This window comes from Dysgonomonas sp. GY75, assembly GCF_015234155.1.
GTDB lineage: Bacteria > Bacteroidota > Bacteroidia > Bacteroidales > Dysgonomonadaceae > Dysgonomonas > Dysgonomonas gadei.
The window spans coordinates 26,750-45,273 of record NZ_JADCLQ010000068.1; the positions used below are offsets into that span (position 1 = coordinate 26,750).

Sequence of the window (18,524 nt, forward strand, 5' to 3'; positions counted from 1 at the left end):
TCGTTATGACAATAAAAAGTGTTTTTCAACATAAAAATGACATAAAATACAGTCTAAGAACAAACCTTTTCAACTTCGTTAACATCATAAAGTCAAAACACAATATAATAAAATTAGATATTTAGCTTTAATACAATAATTTGACACAGGATGATGAAGAAAGTATAATAATAGGTAACAGCTCAATTTTTACACAGTTTTCATTTTAACGATAAAAGCATTATAAGCGACACTCAACATTTACAGTTAGCAGTCATCAGTTAACAGAAACACAGGTCTTTCAACTTATTATTTAAAACTTATAATCCATCACCTCTCACCACATTTAAGTTTATTAACTATGTTTAGTTAAAACCTGACACATCTGACAGCTTTTTCATTATTTTTACCTTGTATATTTCACACTTATTAACTATATATAGTTAAAAGGTAACACTGAAAACACTGAAAACAATTAAGAATTAAGAATTAATAATTATCTTGTCATGCTGAGCAGAGCGAAGCATTCCGTTAACAAAAAAACTCCGTGTTACTCCTTTTACTTCGTGGTTAAAAAACTCAACAAAGACACTAAGGAGCAAAAAGGTAACAAAAGTAACACCTTTTTAGCTATTAGCTGATAGTTGCCAGTCAATAACTTATGTACAAAACTTGACAAACTAGACACATTTTCCACTATTTTTTATCTGTCACTTTTTCCCTCTCTGTAAGTCCCCTTTCGGGATCGGGGGCCTATCAAAATTTCAAAGAACCATAAGTTATCAGCTAACTTACATAGATAAAGTATTTTGCAAAAAGTGATTTCTGATTCAAGATTATTTCAATCTTTAATTCATGCTATTTATTAGCCTTCAGTAATTCTCTGGCCTTTTCTATCATTGTATCCAATCCCTTGGCCATATCTTCATCTGTCATGTCCTGAGATATATCGGGGTCGATACCAAATTCTATATGGTTCTTCTCTGCATCCAGAATGGGTGATGCTGAAAATCGTACCGACCAGCCATTCGGCAATTCGGAAGAGAAAGGCAATCCGGAGCCTCCTCCCGTCTTGTCCCCCATAAGTATGGCATTAGGTGCATAGCGCATCATATTCACAAAGTCATTAGCTGCACTATAACATCTGCGGTTGGTCAGCACAACGACTTTTTTCTGAAAACGCAATCCATTAGCCGGCTCTACATATATTTCGTACGGTTTCGAAAAATCGTCATGTCCCTTGCCTGTTTTGTGTAGCATATAAGCCACCAGCGTTTTATCATTAAAGAAATATGATGCCAGTTTTTCACTGTTTGTCAACTCTCCGCCTCCATTATTCCTTACATCGAGGATGACACCATCACATACCGCAAATCGGTCGAATACCTGCGACAAGTTGCCATCACCTATCCCACTCGAAAAACTGCCATAATAAATATAACCAATATTATCGTCCAGTATTTTGTATTTCAAGCCGCTGGCTATGCCATAATCTGTACCCAGATAATTATCCTGTATTTTTGTATCAAAATTATAAGGATAGTCGTCGTACCATTTAGTATAACGGGCTACATCATGGCTTGCCACCAGATTCACATGCCCATCCTTTACCTCAGCCAGCATTTCGCCGAGTACGGTAAACAAGGCATCATTCGTCATATTCTCACTGATACGTGCAGCGTATCGGGTATGAACTTCGTTCCAGTCCACATCCTTATAACTGAAAAAGCAATAATGCTCATCCATTATTTTCCACAAAGCCTCAAAGTTCCCTTGTCTGGTATTCTCGAATTTATCTTCATCAAAACATGATGAAAAGCTGAAAACGAATGCAAGAGATATAATAAGTATATATTTCATCCAGTATTTTTTTTAAGCCCTCAAGGTAATAATAATTCTTTAAACTCCTGAAATGAATAACGGTAGTAGTTCAAATCAACATCGCCATCTACCCCGGGTAATTCCCCTTTATGCGAGAACTGCCATATACGCCAGTTCTTCACATCATCGGACGGCTCATTATGCAGGTCACACATCCAGATCAGGTTATCAGGGAAATTATCTTTGATATATAATTTATAGCAATCTTTGTTGGTATAAATGACCGGATGAATTCCGAAATGCTCATACAATTCCTTTTCCAGCACTTTCAATTCGCTCACAACAACTTCAATATAGTCTTTATCCTTACTGTAAGGATTGGCCGGTGAATGTTCCACATCGATAGCCGGAAGCATATCTCCGGTGTTAAACCTCGCTATTTTCAGAAAGTGCTGTGCCTGTTCCTTCCCAGACAAGCCGAATGTATAGAAATGGTAAGAACCCACCTTTATATTTGTTTCCCTTGCCAAATCATAATTGTAGGGATAATTCCTGTCTTCGTGGGAAGTGCCTTCTGTTGCTTTAAGGTAAGCGAAAGTAATATTTTGTTCCAGAACGCTCTCCCAGTTAAGAATCGGGTTGTGGTGGGATACATCTACCCCCTTTACAAAATACTTACTGGAATCGAAAGATTCGGATTCTCCAAAATAATCCTTTATAATGAAGAATGCGGCGACACACAGGCACGCAGCTATCACAAATGGCAGAATAAGCCTTTTCGGTTCAAATTTCGCCGTTTTCTTCCTGCCTGTTTTTTTCCGGGTTCGCTTTCTTATTACTCTCTTAGCCATTGGCTTACCCTTAATCGAAAACAACAGTTTCGGTAAAAAGCTTACCGGCTTTATCTTTTGCCGACAGAATCAGCTCTTCTTCTTTTATGCCCCAATTTATATTTATTGTCGGGTCGTTCCACAAAAGCGAGACTTCATATCCCGGGGCATACATGTTATCGACTTTATAAGAAAAAATGGCTTCGGGGCTAAGCACAAGAAATCCATGGGCAAAACCTCTGGGTACGAATAATTGCTTTTTATTATCTTCGGTAAGTTCTACCGCTAAAGATTTGCCGAAGGTGGGTGAGGATTTACGTAAATCCACCACTACATCGAGGACACTCCCCTTCAGCGCTCTGACTAACTTAGCCTGCGCATACTTACCCGTCTGATAATGCAATCCGCGCAACACGCCACGGGTCGACTTCGATTCATTGTCCTGTATAAACTCAACTCTGCCGACATGCTCTTCAAACGCATCTTTCCGGTACGATTCCATAAAATAGCCCCTTTCGTCGGTAAATACATGGGGCTCTATTATCCAGACTCCTTTTATGTTCTGCTCTGTAAATTTCATACGATAAAAAAACTTTAGTCTAGTAAGCTAAGTATATATTGTCCATATGCTGTTTTATCAAGGCGTTTGCCTAAAACCTGCAACTGCTCATTATCAATCCACTTGTTACGCCATGCAATTTCTTCTATGCATGATATATAAAAGCCTTGCCTGTTCTGTATTGTCTCAACATAGTTCCCGGCTTCGAGCAAGCTATCGCAATTTCCGGTATCGAGCCAAGCAAAGCCACGTCCGAATAGTTGCACCTTCAAGGTCCCTTCGTTCAGATAACACTTGTTGAGATCGGTGATTTCAAATTCTCCTCTGGCCGATGGCTCCAATGCTTTTGCCTTTGCCGAGACGGTCTTGTCATAAAAATAAAGTCCGGGCACAGCGTAATTGGACTTAGGATTTTCAGGTTTTTCCTCCAATGACATCACCTTGCCATCTTCGTCAAACTCAACAACCCCGTATGCCCGGGGATCTTTCACATAATAGCCGAAAATGCATGCACCTTTTTCTATTGTCGCAGCTTCTTTCAGCATTTTGGAAAAGCCTTGCCCGTAAAACATATTATCTCCGAGAATGAGACACCCGGCATCTCCTTCGAGAAATTTTTCGCCCAGTACAAAGGCTTGAGCCAAACCGTTAGGAACTTCCTGTATTACATATTCAAACTTCATCCCATACTCTTCGCCCGTACCCAGCAACGCCTCAAACATCGGTAAATCGCGCGGCGTGGAAATAACCAATACTTCGCGGATACCGGCCAGCATCAGTGTGGATAAAGGATAGTAAATCATTGGCTTATCATATACCGGCATTATCTGCTTCGATATTGCTTTGGATAAAGGGTAAAGTCGTGTGGCACTCCCGCCTGCGAGGATAATTCCTTTCATGCTTGCTCTGTTTATTTATTCAGTTGCAAATATAAGATAATAATTTAGGAGTAATGAATTATGAAACATGTGTTTTTCATCGCTTCGCTCCGTTTATATATGTTGCCTGCTTGCAACTTACAGCCCAAGTTATCCTTTTATGTTTTTTTGTTAAAAATAAGACATATATAACCCTGCCAAATTTCGCTATTTATAAAAAAAAGTATTCCTTTGTGTTGTTTTTTAGAATAATGAGTAACGGATAGGATTCAATGATGTATCATCGAATCACGATTTATGCTTGTTGTTCCACTAAATAGAGTAGTAAATAAGTCTGCGACTATAACAGATAGAATTAATGAAATACAGATTCATCACATTTTCAGCAATCTCCATCCTCGCCGGAGTTTCTTTTATTCAAGCGCAAAACGTTCCTGATAAGAATCAGCAGCAACGCTATTTCGACATAAATAAAAATATAGAAATATTCAATTCCATAGTACGGGAAGTAGACATGTTCTATGTAGACACTCTGGACCTGAATAAAACTATCCGCAGCGGAATTGACAATATGCTCAACACCCTCGATCCGTATACGACTTATTTCAACAAGGACGACATGAAGGAGTTCAGCACCCAGATTTCGGGCGAATATGCGGGCATAGGTTCCAGCATTGCTTTCAAGGACGGGAAAGTTGCCATAACAGAACCTTTTGAAGGAAAACCGGCCGACAAAGCAGGCTTAAAAGCAGGTGACTATATACTCGAAATAGACGGTAAAGACATGACTACCTGTGATCAGGTAGAAGGAGAAGCTTTTGGCCGTACACTGAGTAACTTTGTAAGCTCTAACCTGAAAGGGCAGCCGGGCACACCGATACAAATAAAAGTAGAGCGTCCCGGCGAAAAAAAGCCGTTTACAGTAAAGGTAGTACGTGAGAAAATCACTATCGATCCTATACCGTATTATGGCCAGATAACTCCATCGACAGGATATATTAATTTCAGCCCTACTTTTACCGATAAAAGTGCGATGGATGTGAAAAAGGCATTCCTCGATCTGAAAAAGCAAGGAGTAACATCGTTAATTTTCGATCTTCGCCAGAATGGAGGCGGAATACTTGAAGAAGCCGTACAGATTGTAAACCTTTTTGTACCAAAGGGAAAAGTCGTTCTGTCGACCAAAGGAAAACTGAAACAACTGGACAGGACATACCGTACCACACTCGAACCTATCGATACTGAAATACCGATTGTCGTACTTATAGACAGAGGCTCGGCTTCTGCGGCAGAGATCGTTGCCGGATCATTACAGGATATGGATAGAGCTGTACTTATAGGGGAACGTACTTTTGGTAAAGGATTGGTACAGTCGACAAGGGAAATTCCTTACGGAGGCGGTGTAAAGGTTACCAATTCCAAGTATTATATCCCGAGTGGAAGATGTATACAAGCCATAGATTACACCCATCGCAACGCCGATGGTAGTGTAGGACGCATTCCCGATAGCCTGACAACTGTATTCAAAACCGAAATCGGCCGTCCGGTAAGAGATGGTGGTGGTGTTTCGCCGGATATTGCATTCGAGGAAGAGAAAACTCCTACCATCACATACTATCTTGCCAATCAGTTCATCGTTTTCGACTGGGTTACAGACTGGGCTGCAAAACACAAATCAATTGCTTCTCCCGAAACATTCTCTATTTCGGACGAAGACTATGAAAGCTTCAAAGCATTTGTTAAGTCAAAAGATTTCCAGTATGACCGTATGAGTGAAAAATCGATGGCTTCGCTCAAAGAAGTAATGGAGTTTGAAGGATATATGAAATATGCGGATGCAGAATTCAAGGCCTTGGAGGCAATGCTTGTACCGAACCTAGACCGTGACCTGGAAACATTTAAAGATGATATCACACGCCAGATAAACACTGAAATCATCAGGCGCTATCATTATCAGAAAGGAGAATACCTCTATACTCTGAAAAATGATAAAGAGCTGGCTAAAGCCGTGGAAGTATTAAATGATCTCGAATTATACAAAAAGACATTGTCTGCCCCGGTTGAAGAAAGCGAAGTAGCTATGAATTAATATAAAACAAACAATAAAGCATCCGTCCGACAACGGGTGCTTTGTTGTTTTAAGACTGCTGTAAAATCAGGCTTAATCTACTTAAAATTACATTCTTATTTAATATTTTTAAAGACAGTATCAACGAGTTCAACTAAAAAGATTATCTTTGCAGTCCTGTTAGGGCTGAAATCGCCAATGCGATAGAAAAACCAAGGGCGCAGACCTATTTATTGTCCACCCGAGTATAACAATAATTGATAGTTATAGCTTTAAACACGACACTAAATACTTATTTTAAATTATAAGGCCTACAAACTGATTTCAGCACATTATCAAATTAAGAATAATAACCCAATACAAAAAATGGAATATAATACTCAACTGAAAAAACTAGCTCTTCCCGAGTATGGAAGGAATATACAGAATATGGTCGACTACTGCCTTACAGTACCTGACCGGAATGAACGTAAACGCTGTGCCAATACTATTATCAATATAATGGGAAATATGTTCCCTCACCTGCGCGATGTGAATGATTTTAAACACATCCTGTGGGATCACCTTGCTATCATGGCCGATTTCAAACTGGATATCGACTACCCTTATGAAATAGTAAAGAAGGAAGACCTTTATTCCAAGCCCGGCAAAATTGAATACAGCCGCCCCGATATGGAGTATCGCCACTATGGTAAAACTCTTGAAAAAATGGTGAAACTGGCTACCGAATTGGAAGACCCGAAAGAAAAAGAGCAATTCATATTGCTTGTTGCCACTCACATGAAAAAATCATATATACAGTGGAATAAGGAAGTGGATGATATGAAAATATTTATCGACCTCTATGATTTGTCGAATCATAAAATAGACATACGCAGTTCCAACATAAAACTTCCCGAAATGAAAGACCTCGGACAGAGGAACAATAATAACAATAATAGCGGAGGAAAGAAAAACCAACAGCAAAAGAAGAAATAAGGCTAACTCTTCATTTTTATATTAAGGCATTATAAAATATGATAAAAGAAAATGAAGTTTTCAAAATAGGGAAATTTATCAAACCTCACGGAATAAAAGGGGAGATGAATTTTTCTTTCGAGAATGATGTATTCGACCGGGTAGACTGTCCGTATCTTATTTGCCGTATAGACAATATCCTTGTTCCTTTCTTTATTGAAGAGTATCGGTTTAAGGGCAAAGAAACAGCTCTCATAAAATTTGAAGATATAGACAATGAGGAAAAAGCCAGACGGATGTCCGGCCTGGAAGTGTATTTTCCACGCAAATATTATGAAGAAGAGAGCAATGACGATATTGAATACTCATGGAATTTCTTTATAGGCTTTTCAGTTATAGATAAAACAGCCGGCAAGCTGGGTATAATTGAAGATATAGACGATAAAACTATAAACACTCTCTTTCTGATAAAAGATGGAGAGGACGAACTTATAATTCCTGCCACAGAAGATTTTATAGAAAAAGTAGATGCCAGGAAAAAGATGTTGTACCTTGCTCTTCCCGAAGGGTTGATTTAAGCGCCGATACCACATTGATGTATTATTCTGATCTTTGAATCCATTTTTCCATCCATTTTCACTACAAACGAACATTTTACTTTAAAATAAAATTATAACTTTGCTTTTTAGGTAAGGTCATCGGCCTGTTTATTACTTTTATATCTGCAATAACAATAGCCGGTTAAAATTAACGAATGTTGCATTAAATACTTTCTTTTACTTATATTTCGATGAAAGAACGCATAGTTGTAAAAATAGGTAGCCAAATACTGAGCCGTAAAGACGGGATGCTGGACCTCACCCGTATGTCGGCATTGGTAGATCAGATAGCCGAATTGCATAAAAACAATATAGAGGTTATTCTGGTTTCATCGGGCGCCGTAGCATCCGGAAAATCTGAAATCAAGGCAAAAGCAAAGTTAGACACTATTTCGGCACGTCAGTTATACTCTTCTATCGGTCAGGTGAAGTTAATCAACCGTTATTATGATTTGTTTCAGCAGCAGGGTATTATCTGCGGACAGATACTCGTTACCAAGGAAGACTTTGCCACACGCCGCCATTACCTCAATCAGAGGAATTGTATGTCCGTAATGCTCGACAATAAGGTCATCCCTATTGTAAACGAAAATGATGCCATTTCGGTTAATGAACTCATGTTTACAGACAATGATGAATTATCGGGGCTTGTAGCAGCCATGATGGGAGCAAAAAAGCTAATAATACTCAGCAACATAGACGGGATTTATAGTGACAATCCGAGTAAACCTGAAGCATACATATTCCGGGAAATAGACATAAAGAAAGACGACATCGAAAACTGTATCCAGTCATCCAAATCGGCAACAGGACGCGGAGGGATGACCACAAAATACAATGTGGCCCGCAGAGCAGCCGAAGAAGGGATCGAGGTCATTATTGCCAATGGACGCAGGGATAATATACTGGTAGACCTTATAAAAGGAAAGGACGTTGTATCTACCCGTTTCAAACCATCGGGTAAAGGAACAAACAGTATAAAAAAATGGATAGCTCACTCCGACGGTTTTACCAAAGGGGAGATACACATCAACAAATGTGCGGCAGAAGTTCTTCTGAGCGATAAGGCTGTGAGCCTGCTGCCTGTGGGTGTAACAAAAATTTCCGGCAATTTTGAAGCTGACGACATTGTACGTATTATCGACGAAAAAGGAAAACAGGTCGGCATCGGCCGCACCTCGTACAGCAGTGAAAAAGCTAAAGAAACGATAGGAAAAAATAATAAAAAAGCAATTGTGCATTACGACTATTTATATATTGAAAAATAAAAATGGACGATTATCACCAGAATACGTTCCAGTTGGTTATGGAAGCAGGTAAAAGCCTGAACTTGCTGGAAGAAAAGGAAATAAACGCAATATTGGAAGCTATTGCCAAAGAAACCGAGTCGAAAATGTATTACATCCTTGCCGAAAACCAGAAGGATTTACAACGGATGGATACAAGTAATCCTAAATACGACCGCTTGTTATTAAATGAACAGCGGATAATGGATATTGTGAAAGATATCCGCAATGTAGCCTCCCTACCCTCCCCCGTAGGAAAAACCCTCATGCAAAAAACGTTACAGAATGGACTGAGTCTATCCAAAATAACCGTTCCGTTCGGAGTTATCGGTATTATATACGAAGCCCGTCCAAATGTGAGTTTCGATGTATTTTCCCTATGCCTGAAATCGGGTAATGCCTGTATACTGAAAGGTGGCTCGGACGCACGTTTTTCGAACGAAGCCATTATAGATATCATTCGCAATGTATTGGATGAAAACGGGGTAAATCCAAATGTATGTACACTATTGCCTAACGACCGGGGAGCAACAGAGGAACTGCTTAATGCCCGTGACTATGTAGACCTTATCATTCCGCGCGGAGGGCAGGAATTGATTAATTATGTACGCGAAAACTCCCGTATTCCGGTCATAGAAACAGGCGCAGGTGTATGTCATACCTATTTCCATAAAGAAGGAGATGTAAAGAAAGGTAAGGATATTGTTACCAATGCTAAAACTCGCAAAGTAAGTGTCTGCAATTCGCTGGACTGCCTGATAATAGACAAAGACCGTTTGGACGATTTGCATTATCTTTGCGAAGATCTGGAAAAAAAGGATGTTATAATATATGCCGATAAACACGCTTATGAGGCTCTGTTTCAATACTACTCCTACGATTTACTGAAGAAAGCAAATGAAGACAGTTTCGGTACGGAATTTCTTGATTATAAGATGGCAGTCAAAACTGTCTCGGGTATAGATGAAGCCATCCGGCATATAGCTGCTTATAGTTCAAAACATAGTGAAGCCATCATAAGCGAAGACCGTGAAGCGATCAAACTATTCGAGAAAATGGTCGATGCAGCCTGCGTTTATTCCAATGCATCCACCGCATTTACCGATGGTGCGCAGTTCGGGCTTGGAGCAGAAATAGGCATCAGCACCCAAAAAATGCATGCACGAGGTCCCATGGCTTTGGATGAATTATGCACCTACAAGTGGATAATAGAAGGCAATGGGCAAATCAGATAATGAAGAAAAAAAAGAAAAAGACAGCAGGAAAAATAACTGTCGAAGATTATATAAAAGCGATTAAAATGGCCGACAGGGATGAGGAACTCTCCCTGTCGGCGGGATGGAAACGTATTACATCGGTACATAAAAATAAGAAACTATATAATCGCAAAACACAAAGAAAGAACTTTACAGAAGAATAATGGAACGCAACGTCTTTCTCGACTATTTCAAAATAATCCTTTCTATATTGGTTATCTGCATACATATGCTGCCACTATTCGGAAACGGGGAATTTACAGGCTGGATAATTTCCCATGGATTGGCGCGAATTGCAGTCCCTATATTTTTCATTATTTGCGGATATTATATAGGGCCTAAACTTAATGACCCGAAAAAGATTAGGAAGTATCTGATACATCTGATTATTGTTTATGTCACTTGGATGGTGATATATCTCCCTTTTTATTATGGCGCCTTTTATAATATAAAAAATACCATACGTATTGTAGTTATAGGGTACCACCATCTGTGGTATATACCGGCACTGATTAGCGGAATCGTATTTTTTTTCATCATCAACAAATATGTTAAGAACCATATCTGCATACTAGTTATCGCCCTGTCCTTATTTCTGTTTGGATTTTATTGCAGTCTGGATTATGCAAGAGTCTATTATTACCGGAACGGGATTATTATGGGCTTTCCTTTTATAGCTCTCGGATATTATCTGCAAAAATATAACTATGCGGAAAAAGTGAAAAACAGCTATTTATTGATTGGTATCTTTATTGGTTTAGTTCTACTTGTTGGGGAGTCTTATTTTCAGTATATAAATTCCGGAGGTTTCAATCCATATCAGGATTTCAGACTCGCGTTGTTGATTATCTGCCCTGCCATATTCCTATATATCCAAAAACACGCGGTAATATCATCTGGAAAAGAGTTTGTGGCTATTTTATTTTCCGGTATCTATTTTATACATCCACTGGCTATGAATATCATAGGAATGCCACAGACTTATATGATATATAAATTACCTCTGGTAGTCATACTTTCTATAGCATTATCTTACATTGTTTATTTGATAAATAAACGGGTAAAAATATTCTTTTAACCATGGAACGCAATATAAGACTCGATTACTTCAGGATTATACTCAGTCTGTTGGTTATCACGGTACACACGCAGTCTCTTTTTAGCAATGATTCATTAACCGGATGGCTCATTTCTAACGGGATAGCGCGGATAGCTGTACCATGTTTTTTCGTTATTAGCGGATATTATCTCCATTCTAAAATAGATAACAATAAGGCCATAAAAAAATATTTATTACATATTTTCATTGTCTACGTCGTATGGTTGATCATTTATCTGCCCACCTATTATAATACAGTAGAAGCGCATTCACTGGTTACATTTGCCATTATGGGGTATTATCACCTGTGGTTTCTGCCTGCACTCCTCTTGGGCATACTGATGCTGTTGGCATTAAAGAAGTTTATAAAGAATAATAACCTACTACTGCTTTCCGGCATTATTCTCTTCATTACCGGATATATACTGGAGAATTGCGGATTGCCTTACAGAGCATTCTGTAATGGTATTTTCTTTGGTTTCCCATTTATCGTACTAGGATATTATATTCAAAAGAAGGGATATGTAAATATAAGGCCTTTATATCTATATATGATTCTATTTATAAGTCTTATCACATTATTAATAGAATCATACCAAGGATATAAAACGAATATTTACCATAATTTATTTCTGTCTCTATACATCCTTTGCCCCGTATTAATTATCTGCATACAGAAAGGAGTAAATCACTCTGTTGAAAAATACGATATATCAAAACTGGCCGCAGGAATTTATTTTGTCCACATCCTCGTTGCAGGGCAAATAATCCCGATAGCGGAAACAAATAATATTTACAGGTTGCCGTTCATTATGATAGTCTCCGTACTATTAGCTATCTTTATAGTCTTAATCAATAAACGCATTAAAATACTTTTGTAATGAGAACATATACCAATGTCAAAGACCTCGGCGATCTTAATGCCGCAGTAAAAGAAGCTCTTGAAGTAAAGAAAAACCGCTTCGGGTATAAAAGCCTCGGTGAGAACAAAACGCTGCTGATGGTATTTTTCAATTCCAGCCTGCGCACCCGCCTGAGTACACAGAAAGCCGGGATGAACCTGGGTATGAACACAATGGTACTCGACATCAATCAGGGAGCTTGGAAACTGGAAACCGAACGTGGAGTAATAATGGACGGCGACAAATCGGAACATATACTAGAAGCCATCCCTGTGATGGGCAGTTATTGCGACATTATCGGAGTACGCGCGTTTGCTCAATTCGAAAATAAGGAAGACGATTACCAGGAAAAGATACTCAATCAGTTTATTAAGTATTCGGGACGTCCCGTATTTAGCATGGAGGCTGCAACAGGACATCCTTTACAGGCTTTTGCCGATCTCATCACAATAGAGGAATATAAGAAAACTGCTCGCCCAAAAGTTGTCCTTACATGGGCACCACATCCGAAAGCCCTGCCACAGGCAGTACCAAATTCATTTGCTGACTTTATGAACGAGGCTGATGTAGATTTTGTTATCACACACCCGCAAGGTTATGACCTCGATCCTAAATTTGTACGCGGAGCAAAAGTAGAGTATGATCAGGATAAAGCACTCGCAGAGGCGGACTTTGTTTATGCAAAAAACTGGGCTGCATACAATGATCCTAATTATGGCAAAATATTAAGCAAAGATATGTCGTGGACTGTAACAACTCAAAAGATGGCGCTGACAAATAACGCTTACTTTATGCATTGTCTGCCTGTACGCCGCAATATGATTGTAAGCGACGATGTGATAGAAAGTCCACAATCGATTGTTATACAGGAAGCAGCCAATCGTGAGATATCAGCTCAAACAGTTATAAAGAGAATGCTGGAAAATCTTTAAAATACAATCCGTTTATAACCAAGAGCAGCGCATTCCGAAAGAGATGCGCTGCTTCTTTATTTTGTTACTATGCCTTATTAGAATCTATATCCCAATGTCAGCAGCCCTTGAAAATTATTTGTCTTGAATGTAGTTTTATCTGCTCCTGTAAAGGCATACAAATCATCTTTCTGCGATTTCATTACAAATGCGATATCTGTATAGAAATGACGTGAAAATCTGTATCCCATACCATAAGTGAAATAGTTTGTAGTTCCATCCAATACATACTGAGTAGCTGCACGGCTATCGGTAACAACTTCATGGTCGCCCGGGAAATCTATTACTTCATTTTTGAATGGGCTTTGCATCCATGAATAACCTACACGAGCCGAAAACTGGTCTGTAATACGATATTCAGCCCCAACGCGAACAGTAGATGCATTTCTGAAATCATTCTTTATATAAGCGTTAGGATCGCCTGTACCTGTAGCAAGAGCATTACCCCGGTCATCGAACAATTTCATATTATTGGCATAGTTAGTCAATTCATAATCGGCGCTGATAATTGCTTTACCGCCGATAACGCCTGCAAGGCTCAATGTCCACTTGTCAGGAGTGCGCATCTTATAATCATATATGGCATCTTCACTCCGATCTGAATTGGGATCACTGAAGCTAGCTATATAGGAACTTGTTCCATCGGCAAAATCGGAAGACAGATCCGCAGCGAAATAATCGGTCATATTATACCATGTAGGAGAATGGTATGAAACTCCAATTCGTAATTCTTGTACAGGCTTTACAATTACACCGGCAGTAACCTGCCACCCTGTACCATCTGTTCTCATCCAGTTTTGTAATTCCTGACCACCCCAAAATGAACCGCTATTCTGATAGTCTTCAATATAACTAGAATACATACGATAATTTATATCGGTAAGGGACAATGTTGCCCCAACACTAACAATATCCGAAAAAGTTGTTCCTATATTAAAATCATATGTACTGACAGAACCTTTTTCTTCTACAAATAAGTCACTATAAGCCGCATACTCGGGGGAAGCCGGGACATATTGCCCTGAACCCACAGGAGTTTTCTCATCTATAATATGTCCATTAAAAGCTAGTACGCTCAGCCAGTCCTGATTGCGCCAGATATCTCTCCAGTCATTCCCTCCATCACCTAATGCAATAGCCGAGGCAGGACGTCCATTATTTGTTGCTCTATCAGCCATATAAGCCGACAAATCATACGACAGGTTATTGCCAATCGCATTATATTTCCTGTCAAAATTTTTCAATCTGTTGTACGAAAACCCGATATTGATACTACGAACCACATCATTATCAAATATAGGGAATACACTCACAAACGCCAGATTATCAAAGTTCACTTTAAATTTACTTTCATCAACTTTTCCGGCATTCATTTCTGTCTGAACCTTCGAATTCTGAAAATTAAGTGTAGTAACTATTTCGGATGTTTGATAAACTCCTATACCTGCCGGATTTATGGATACGCCGGATATATCACCTCCCAAAGCGCCAAAAGCTCCCCCCATAGAAACGGAACGGGCAGTACCGGTAAGATCGTTCTTTGAATATCTGTATGCATCCATTTCATTTTGGGCCTGGGCAGCCCCAAACGTCAATGCAGCTGTTAACAGTAGTAATGATACATGTTTCATAATGTAATTTTTAATATTTCTATATCTTTTCAAAAAAGCTGCCTCAAAAATTAATATTGAAACAGCTTTTATTTAGTTGTCCTTATTTTACCTTTTTATCTGCGTCCGCCTCCGCTTCTTCCGCTACTGCTTCCTCCACCTCCGGAAGAACGGCTACTGGATGATGAGCCTGAGCTATATGAACCTCTGGAAGAAGAACTGCTGGATGAACCACTGCTATAACTTGGTCGTGAGCTCGAACTGCTACTTGATGACCCGCTATAGCTAGGGCGTGAACTAGAACTTGAGCTTGATGAACCACTATAGCTAGGACGTGAACTTGAACTACTGGATGATCCGCTGTAACTAGGACGTGAACTGCTTGATGAGCCACTACCATAACTAGGACGTGAACTTGAACTGCTACCAGCTGAAGTGTTGTAACTTGGACGAGTTGTTGGTCTTGTAGTAACACTACCGGATGAACCGCGACCTGTACTTGAACCGCTGCTATTATAACTTGGACGGGTAGTAGGACGAGTTGTTACTCCGCCAGAAGAACCTCTGTCTGTTGATGTTCCATAACTAGGACGGGTTGTTGGCCTTGTGCTTACTCCACTTGATGAAGATCCCCTACCTGTAGATGTACCATAACTCGGACGAGTTGATGGTCTTGTGCCTACACTACCTGATGAAGAACCACGACCTGTAGACGTACCGTAACTAGGACGGGTAGATGGTCTCGTTCCTACACTTCCGGTAGATGAGCCTCTGCCACCATAACTAGGACGGGAACTACCTACACTTGATTCACGGCCGCTGTATCCGTACGAACCGCGACCCGAATTATAGCCATAACCTGACCGACCGGATCCGTAACTAGCCCGAGGGCGTCCGGAATAGTTGTAACGTGAACTACTACCGTAGTATCCGTGATGATGATGTCCTCCATACCAGCCTCCGGCATACCAACCGCCACCGTACCAGCCTCCCCAGCCATAGCCATACCAAGGTCTGCTCCAACCCCAGCCCCAGCTGCTGCCGTAATACCAAGGGTCGTAATATCCGCCCCAGTAACCGCTATAATACCATGGATCGTAAAACGGATAATAGCTACCGTAATATCCACCCCAGCCCCAGCCAAGATTTACATTAAAATTCCAGCCACGATTGCGATAATAATTGCTGTACAAGTCATTGGTAACATATACATTTATCTCGTTATCACTGGATATCTTAACACTGTTTTCTGGCTCATGGAATTTCACTATACGATCTGTATACTGATAATCCTGATATTCATCGGTATAGGCTACCGAATCTTCAGGGTATTGTTCATTATGGTATACAGACACATCTCCTCCTCTACGGTTATAGGTATCCACATCTACGTTTACGTTACCTTCTGTCTCCAGAGTAACGTCTCCGTTGTCGCGAACTACCAACACCTGAGTTGGTTTCTGTTGTTGTTTCTGAGAAACTGTATTTTTGACTTTTACCTCTTTCTTCTTGTTATCTTTTGATTTAGAAGTAGCATAAATGTCATCCCAGTCATCTTGCGCAAAAGCGATAAATGGCAATACAGACATCAGAAACATCAGTACTAAATTTTTTACTTTCATAATCTGCTCTCCTATTGTTTATTGTTTATAATCTACAATGCTTTGTGTTTATTGACAGCGTTTTAGTTATCTTTATAAATCTTAGACTGACTAACCTGTAAAAGGTTTAATACAAACATTGATAAAATATTAATAGAGAATAAACAAATATACGATATTTATCTTTTCGATTCAATATTTTATATATGAAAGATGCAACGAAAGACCTTTTTGCTGCTCTATATTATGTTAAAAAAAATATAAAAAACGAGTGTACTCATAGCCCATAAATCGAATAAAACATAAGGATTGCAATTTTTTCAGTTTAATTACGCTCTTGTCCATGTTAAAATGGGTCTGAACAACGCTGTTTTTCCTATTTTTATTTAGATTTGTAATGCCCATATAATTAAATAGTAACCGAAGATTAACACGATTCATTCATCGATAATGGATGGCATATTAGAAATAGCAATCCGGATTGCAGTAAATGCACATTACGGACAAACAGATAAAGGTGGTAAGCCATACATATTCCATCCCTTGAGAGTGATGAATAGTGTAAATACAATAGAAGCAAAAATTGTAGCCGTTCTGCACGATATTTTGGAAGATACTGATATTACTGTTGATGATCTGATGGCTGAAGCTATTCCCGAAGAATTAATAAATCAACTTCTTATACTGGCTCATTCTCCCGATATTGAATATAATACATACATAGAGCATATAGCCAAATTTCCAATAGCCACAACTGTTAAGCTTGCCGACTTGAAGGATAATATGGATACGTCAAGATTACCTGAAATCACAGACAAGGATATACAAAGGCTAAAGAAATATCAAGCAAGTTATTCATTTTTGACAAAGAAACTTAACGACAATAAATATTAGTCCAATGAACGACAACAAACTGATACAACACGAATTGCAACTCAATAATTTTCTGGCTGAGACTTTCCGCAGGCACAATATTGAATGCAATATAGAGAAAGACCTGATTATATTTCCTCATCAGTACATGACTGCATGGGCACACATATTCAATCGCTCATCTTCGTCTATGGCTGTGATTTTACAATTAGATATACATCTCGAAATAGGTCTGGGTAAAACCATTATCGAATCGTGCGCAGGAATGGGAGTGGACGAAAATACTGCAATAAAAGACGCATGGAAAAACTTCCTTACAAATTCTTTTCACACCTTACTTTCCGCATTTTTCACTAAAGAATTTGACCATCAGGTCAATAATCAGCAATGGGTAGTTGACGGACGCACCTATAATGTTACCATAAGCAATGTAACCACCAGAGGAAGTCATCCTGATCCGCTTCCTTTACGTTGGCTCGAACAGCTTGAAGAGACTATAAAAGTCCAACCCTTGACAGAAGGTACTCATTGGGTAAGATTCTACTATGCACAATCGGAAAGCGAATTGATCTCAGGTGAAATACTTCTAGATAACGAAGTTTGGACCGGTATAGAGAAATTCGTCCGCACATTTGATTTCCCCACCTACAAAGACTTCTTCTCGATGCGGGTCTTCATGGTACTGAAAGATCATTTCGACATAAGCCGCATGGCTGCTACTATGGCCTGGATGGTAGGTGAAAATGACGATGCAATAGAACAACAACTGATGGCAGAAGGCCTGTCTCTATCCGATGCCGAGAAAGCAAATACATTTATCCCTTTAGCTTTCGGGCGTGTATTTCTGAAAGGAATTACAACGGCCAAATTTTCAGATGAAGCCATTGTTACAGACGAAACTGAAAAGGAAGCGACTATAAAGCTTAGCGACGAACCCATCTATACATCCGCATATCAGTTGGCTGAGAAAATAATAAAGGAGGGATGCGTGAATCAAGAGCACTTTCAAAACTTATTCATACAAAGTGCGGAATTCAATGCTTACAACAATGCGCTGAAAGACGGTGCTAAAGCCGAAGATATGAACAATGCCACATTTGGAGAACCGGTAATATACATGCCACACTATCAGCCTGCCGAAAAAAAGGAAGAAACTACAGAAAATATTATTCCTGAAAAGACCGGTAAAGAAAAGAAAAAGCCATCATGGAAATTCTGGAAAAAATAATTTTTCT

Annotated in this window: 17 protein-coding genes; 11 read left to right on the forward strand and 6 right to left on the reverse strand. The window is 39.3% G+C overall.

Annotation, left to right across the window (positions count from 1 at the left end):
- Nucleotides 1–837: 837 nt before the first annotated feature.
- From IR083_RS24190 to rfbA, 4 genes are read right to left on the reverse strand one after another with little or no spacing between them, the layout of a single operon-like run.
- Nucleotides 838–1,839: a S41 family peptidase gene (locus IR083_RS24190; protein ID WP_194226225.1), complete on the reverse strand. Its 1,002-nt coding sequence runs from the start codon at nucleotides 1,837–1,839 to the stop codon at nucleotides 838–840.
- Between the two features lie 20 nt (nucleotides 1,840–1,859).
- Nucleotides 1,860–2,651, reverse strand: a complete 792-nt coding sequence (locus IR083_RS24195; RefSeq protein ID WP_006800398.1) for a glycoside hydrolase family 25 protein — start codon at nucleotides 2,649–2,651, stop codon at nucleotides 1,860–1,862.
- Between the two features lie 10 nt (nucleotides 2,652–2,661).
- Complete coding sequence (rfbC, locus tag IR083_RS24200) at nucleotides 2,662–3,210, reverse strand: dTDP-4-dehydrorhamnose 3,5-epimerase (RefSeq protein ID WP_194226226.1); 549 nt, start codon at nucleotides 3,208–3,210, stop codon at nucleotides 2,662–2,664.
- Nucleotides 3,211–3,224: 14 nt separating this feature from the next.
- Nucleotides 3,225–4,088, reverse strand: coding sequence for a glucose-1-phosphate thymidylyltransferase RfbA (rfbA, locus tag IR083_RS24205; protein ID WP_194226227.1), 864 nt, complete (start codon nucleotides 4,086–4,088; stop codon nucleotides 3,225–3,227).
- A gap of 337 nt (nucleotides 4,089–4,425) precedes the next feature.
- Between rfbA and IR083_RS24210 the strand changes: the two genes are divergently transcribed.
- From IR083_RS24210 to IR083_RS24250, 9 genes are all read left to right on the forward strand, one after another.
- Entirely contained in the window at nucleotides 4,426–6,156 is a 1,731-nt protein-coding gene (locus tag IR083_RS24210) for a S41 family peptidase (RefSeq protein WP_194226228.1), read from the forward strand.
- Nucleotides 6,157–6,501: 345 nt separating this feature from the next.
- Nucleotides 6,502–7,113 carry a DUF4290 domain-containing protein gene (locus IR083_RS24215; protein WP_006800403.1) on the forward strand — a complete coding sequence of 204 codons (612 nt, stop codon included), beginning with the start codon at nucleotides 6,502–6,504 and terminating at the stop codon, nucleotides 7,111–7,113.
- Between the two features lie 38 nt (nucleotides 7,114–7,151).
- Nucleotides 7,152–7,670, forward strand: a complete 519-nt coding sequence (gene rimM, locus IR083_RS24220; RefSeq protein ID WP_006800404.1) for a ribosome maturation factor RimM — start codon at nucleotides 7,152–7,154, stop codon at nucleotides 7,668–7,670.
- A gap of 212 nt (nucleotides 7,671–7,882) precedes the next feature.
- Entirely contained in the window at nucleotides 7,883–8,959 is a 1,077-nt protein-coding gene (gene proB, locus IR083_RS24225; protein WP_006800405.1) for a glutamate 5-kinase, read from the forward strand.
- Nucleotides 8,960–8,961: 2 nt separating this feature from the next.
- Complete coding sequence (locus tag IR083_RS24230; protein WP_194226229.1) at nucleotides 8,962–10,212, forward strand: glutamate-5-semialdehyde dehydrogenase; 1,251 nt, start codon at nucleotides 8,962–8,964, stop codon at nucleotides 10,210–10,212.
- Nucleotides 10,212–10,397 carry a hypothetical protein gene (locus IR083_RS24235; protein ID WP_194226230.1) on the forward strand — a complete coding sequence of 62 codons (186 nt, stop codon included), beginning with the start codon at nucleotides 10,212–10,214 and terminating at the stop codon, nucleotides 10,395–10,397. The genes IR083_RS24230 and IR083_RS24235 overlap by 1 nt, the downstream gene beginning before the upstream one ends.
- Nucleotides 10,397–11,311 carry an acyltransferase gene (locus tag IR083_RS24240; protein ID WP_194226231.1) on the forward strand — a complete coding sequence of 305 codons (915 nt, stop codon included), beginning with the start codon at nucleotides 10,397–10,399 and terminating at the stop codon, nucleotides 11,309–11,311. The genes IR083_RS24235 and IR083_RS24240 overlap by 1 nt, the downstream gene beginning before the upstream one ends.
- A gap of 2 nt (nucleotides 11,312–11,313) precedes the next feature.
- Nucleotides 11,314–12,213 carry an acyltransferase family protein gene (locus tag IR083_RS24245; protein WP_194226232.1) on the forward strand — a complete coding sequence of 300 codons (900 nt, stop codon included), beginning with the start codon at nucleotides 11,314–11,316 and terminating at the stop codon, nucleotides 12,211–12,213.
- Nucleotides 12,213–13,166, forward strand: coding sequence for an N-acetylornithine carbamoyltransferase (locus IR083_RS24250; protein WP_194226233.1), 954 nt, complete (start codon nucleotides 12,213–12,215; stop codon nucleotides 13,164–13,166). The genes IR083_RS24245 and IR083_RS24250 overlap by 1 nt, the downstream gene beginning before the upstream one ends.
- A 77-nt stretch (nucleotides 13,167–13,243) precedes the next feature.
- On the opposite strand, the gene IR083_RS24255 is transcribed toward IR083_RS24250, so the two are convergent.
- Both IR083_RS24255 and IR083_RS24260 read right to left on the reverse strand, forming a co-directional pair.
- Complete coding sequence (locus tag IR083_RS24255; protein WP_006800411.1) at nucleotides 13,244–14,836, reverse strand: OmpP1/FadL family transporter; 1,593 nt, start codon at nucleotides 14,834–14,836, stop codon at nucleotides 13,244–13,246.
- A 95-nt stretch (nucleotides 14,837–14,931) separates the two neighbouring features.
- Nucleotides 14,932–16,437, reverse strand: coding sequence for a hypothetical protein (locus tag IR083_RS24260; RefSeq protein ID WP_194226234.1), 1,506 nt, complete (start codon nucleotides 16,435–16,437; stop codon nucleotides 14,932–14,934).
- A gap of 429 nt (nucleotides 16,438–16,866) precedes the next feature.
- On the opposite strand from IR083_RS24260, the gene IR083_RS24265 reads away from it, so the two are divergent.
- Nucleotides 16,867–17,310: a hypothetical protein gene (locus IR083_RS24265; RefSeq protein WP_006800413.1), complete on the forward strand. Its 444-nt coding sequence runs from the start codon at nucleotides 16,867–16,869 to the stop codon at nucleotides 17,308–17,310.
- A gap of 4 nt (nucleotides 17,311–17,314) precedes the next feature.
- On the forward strand, nucleotides 17,315–18,517 hold the full coding sequence (locus IR083_RS24270; RefSeq protein ID WP_194226235.1) for a DUF6348 family protein: 1,203 nt from the start codon (nucleotides 17,315–17,317) through the stop codon (nucleotides 18,515–18,517).
- Nucleotides 18,518–18,524 lie beyond the last annotated feature (7 nt).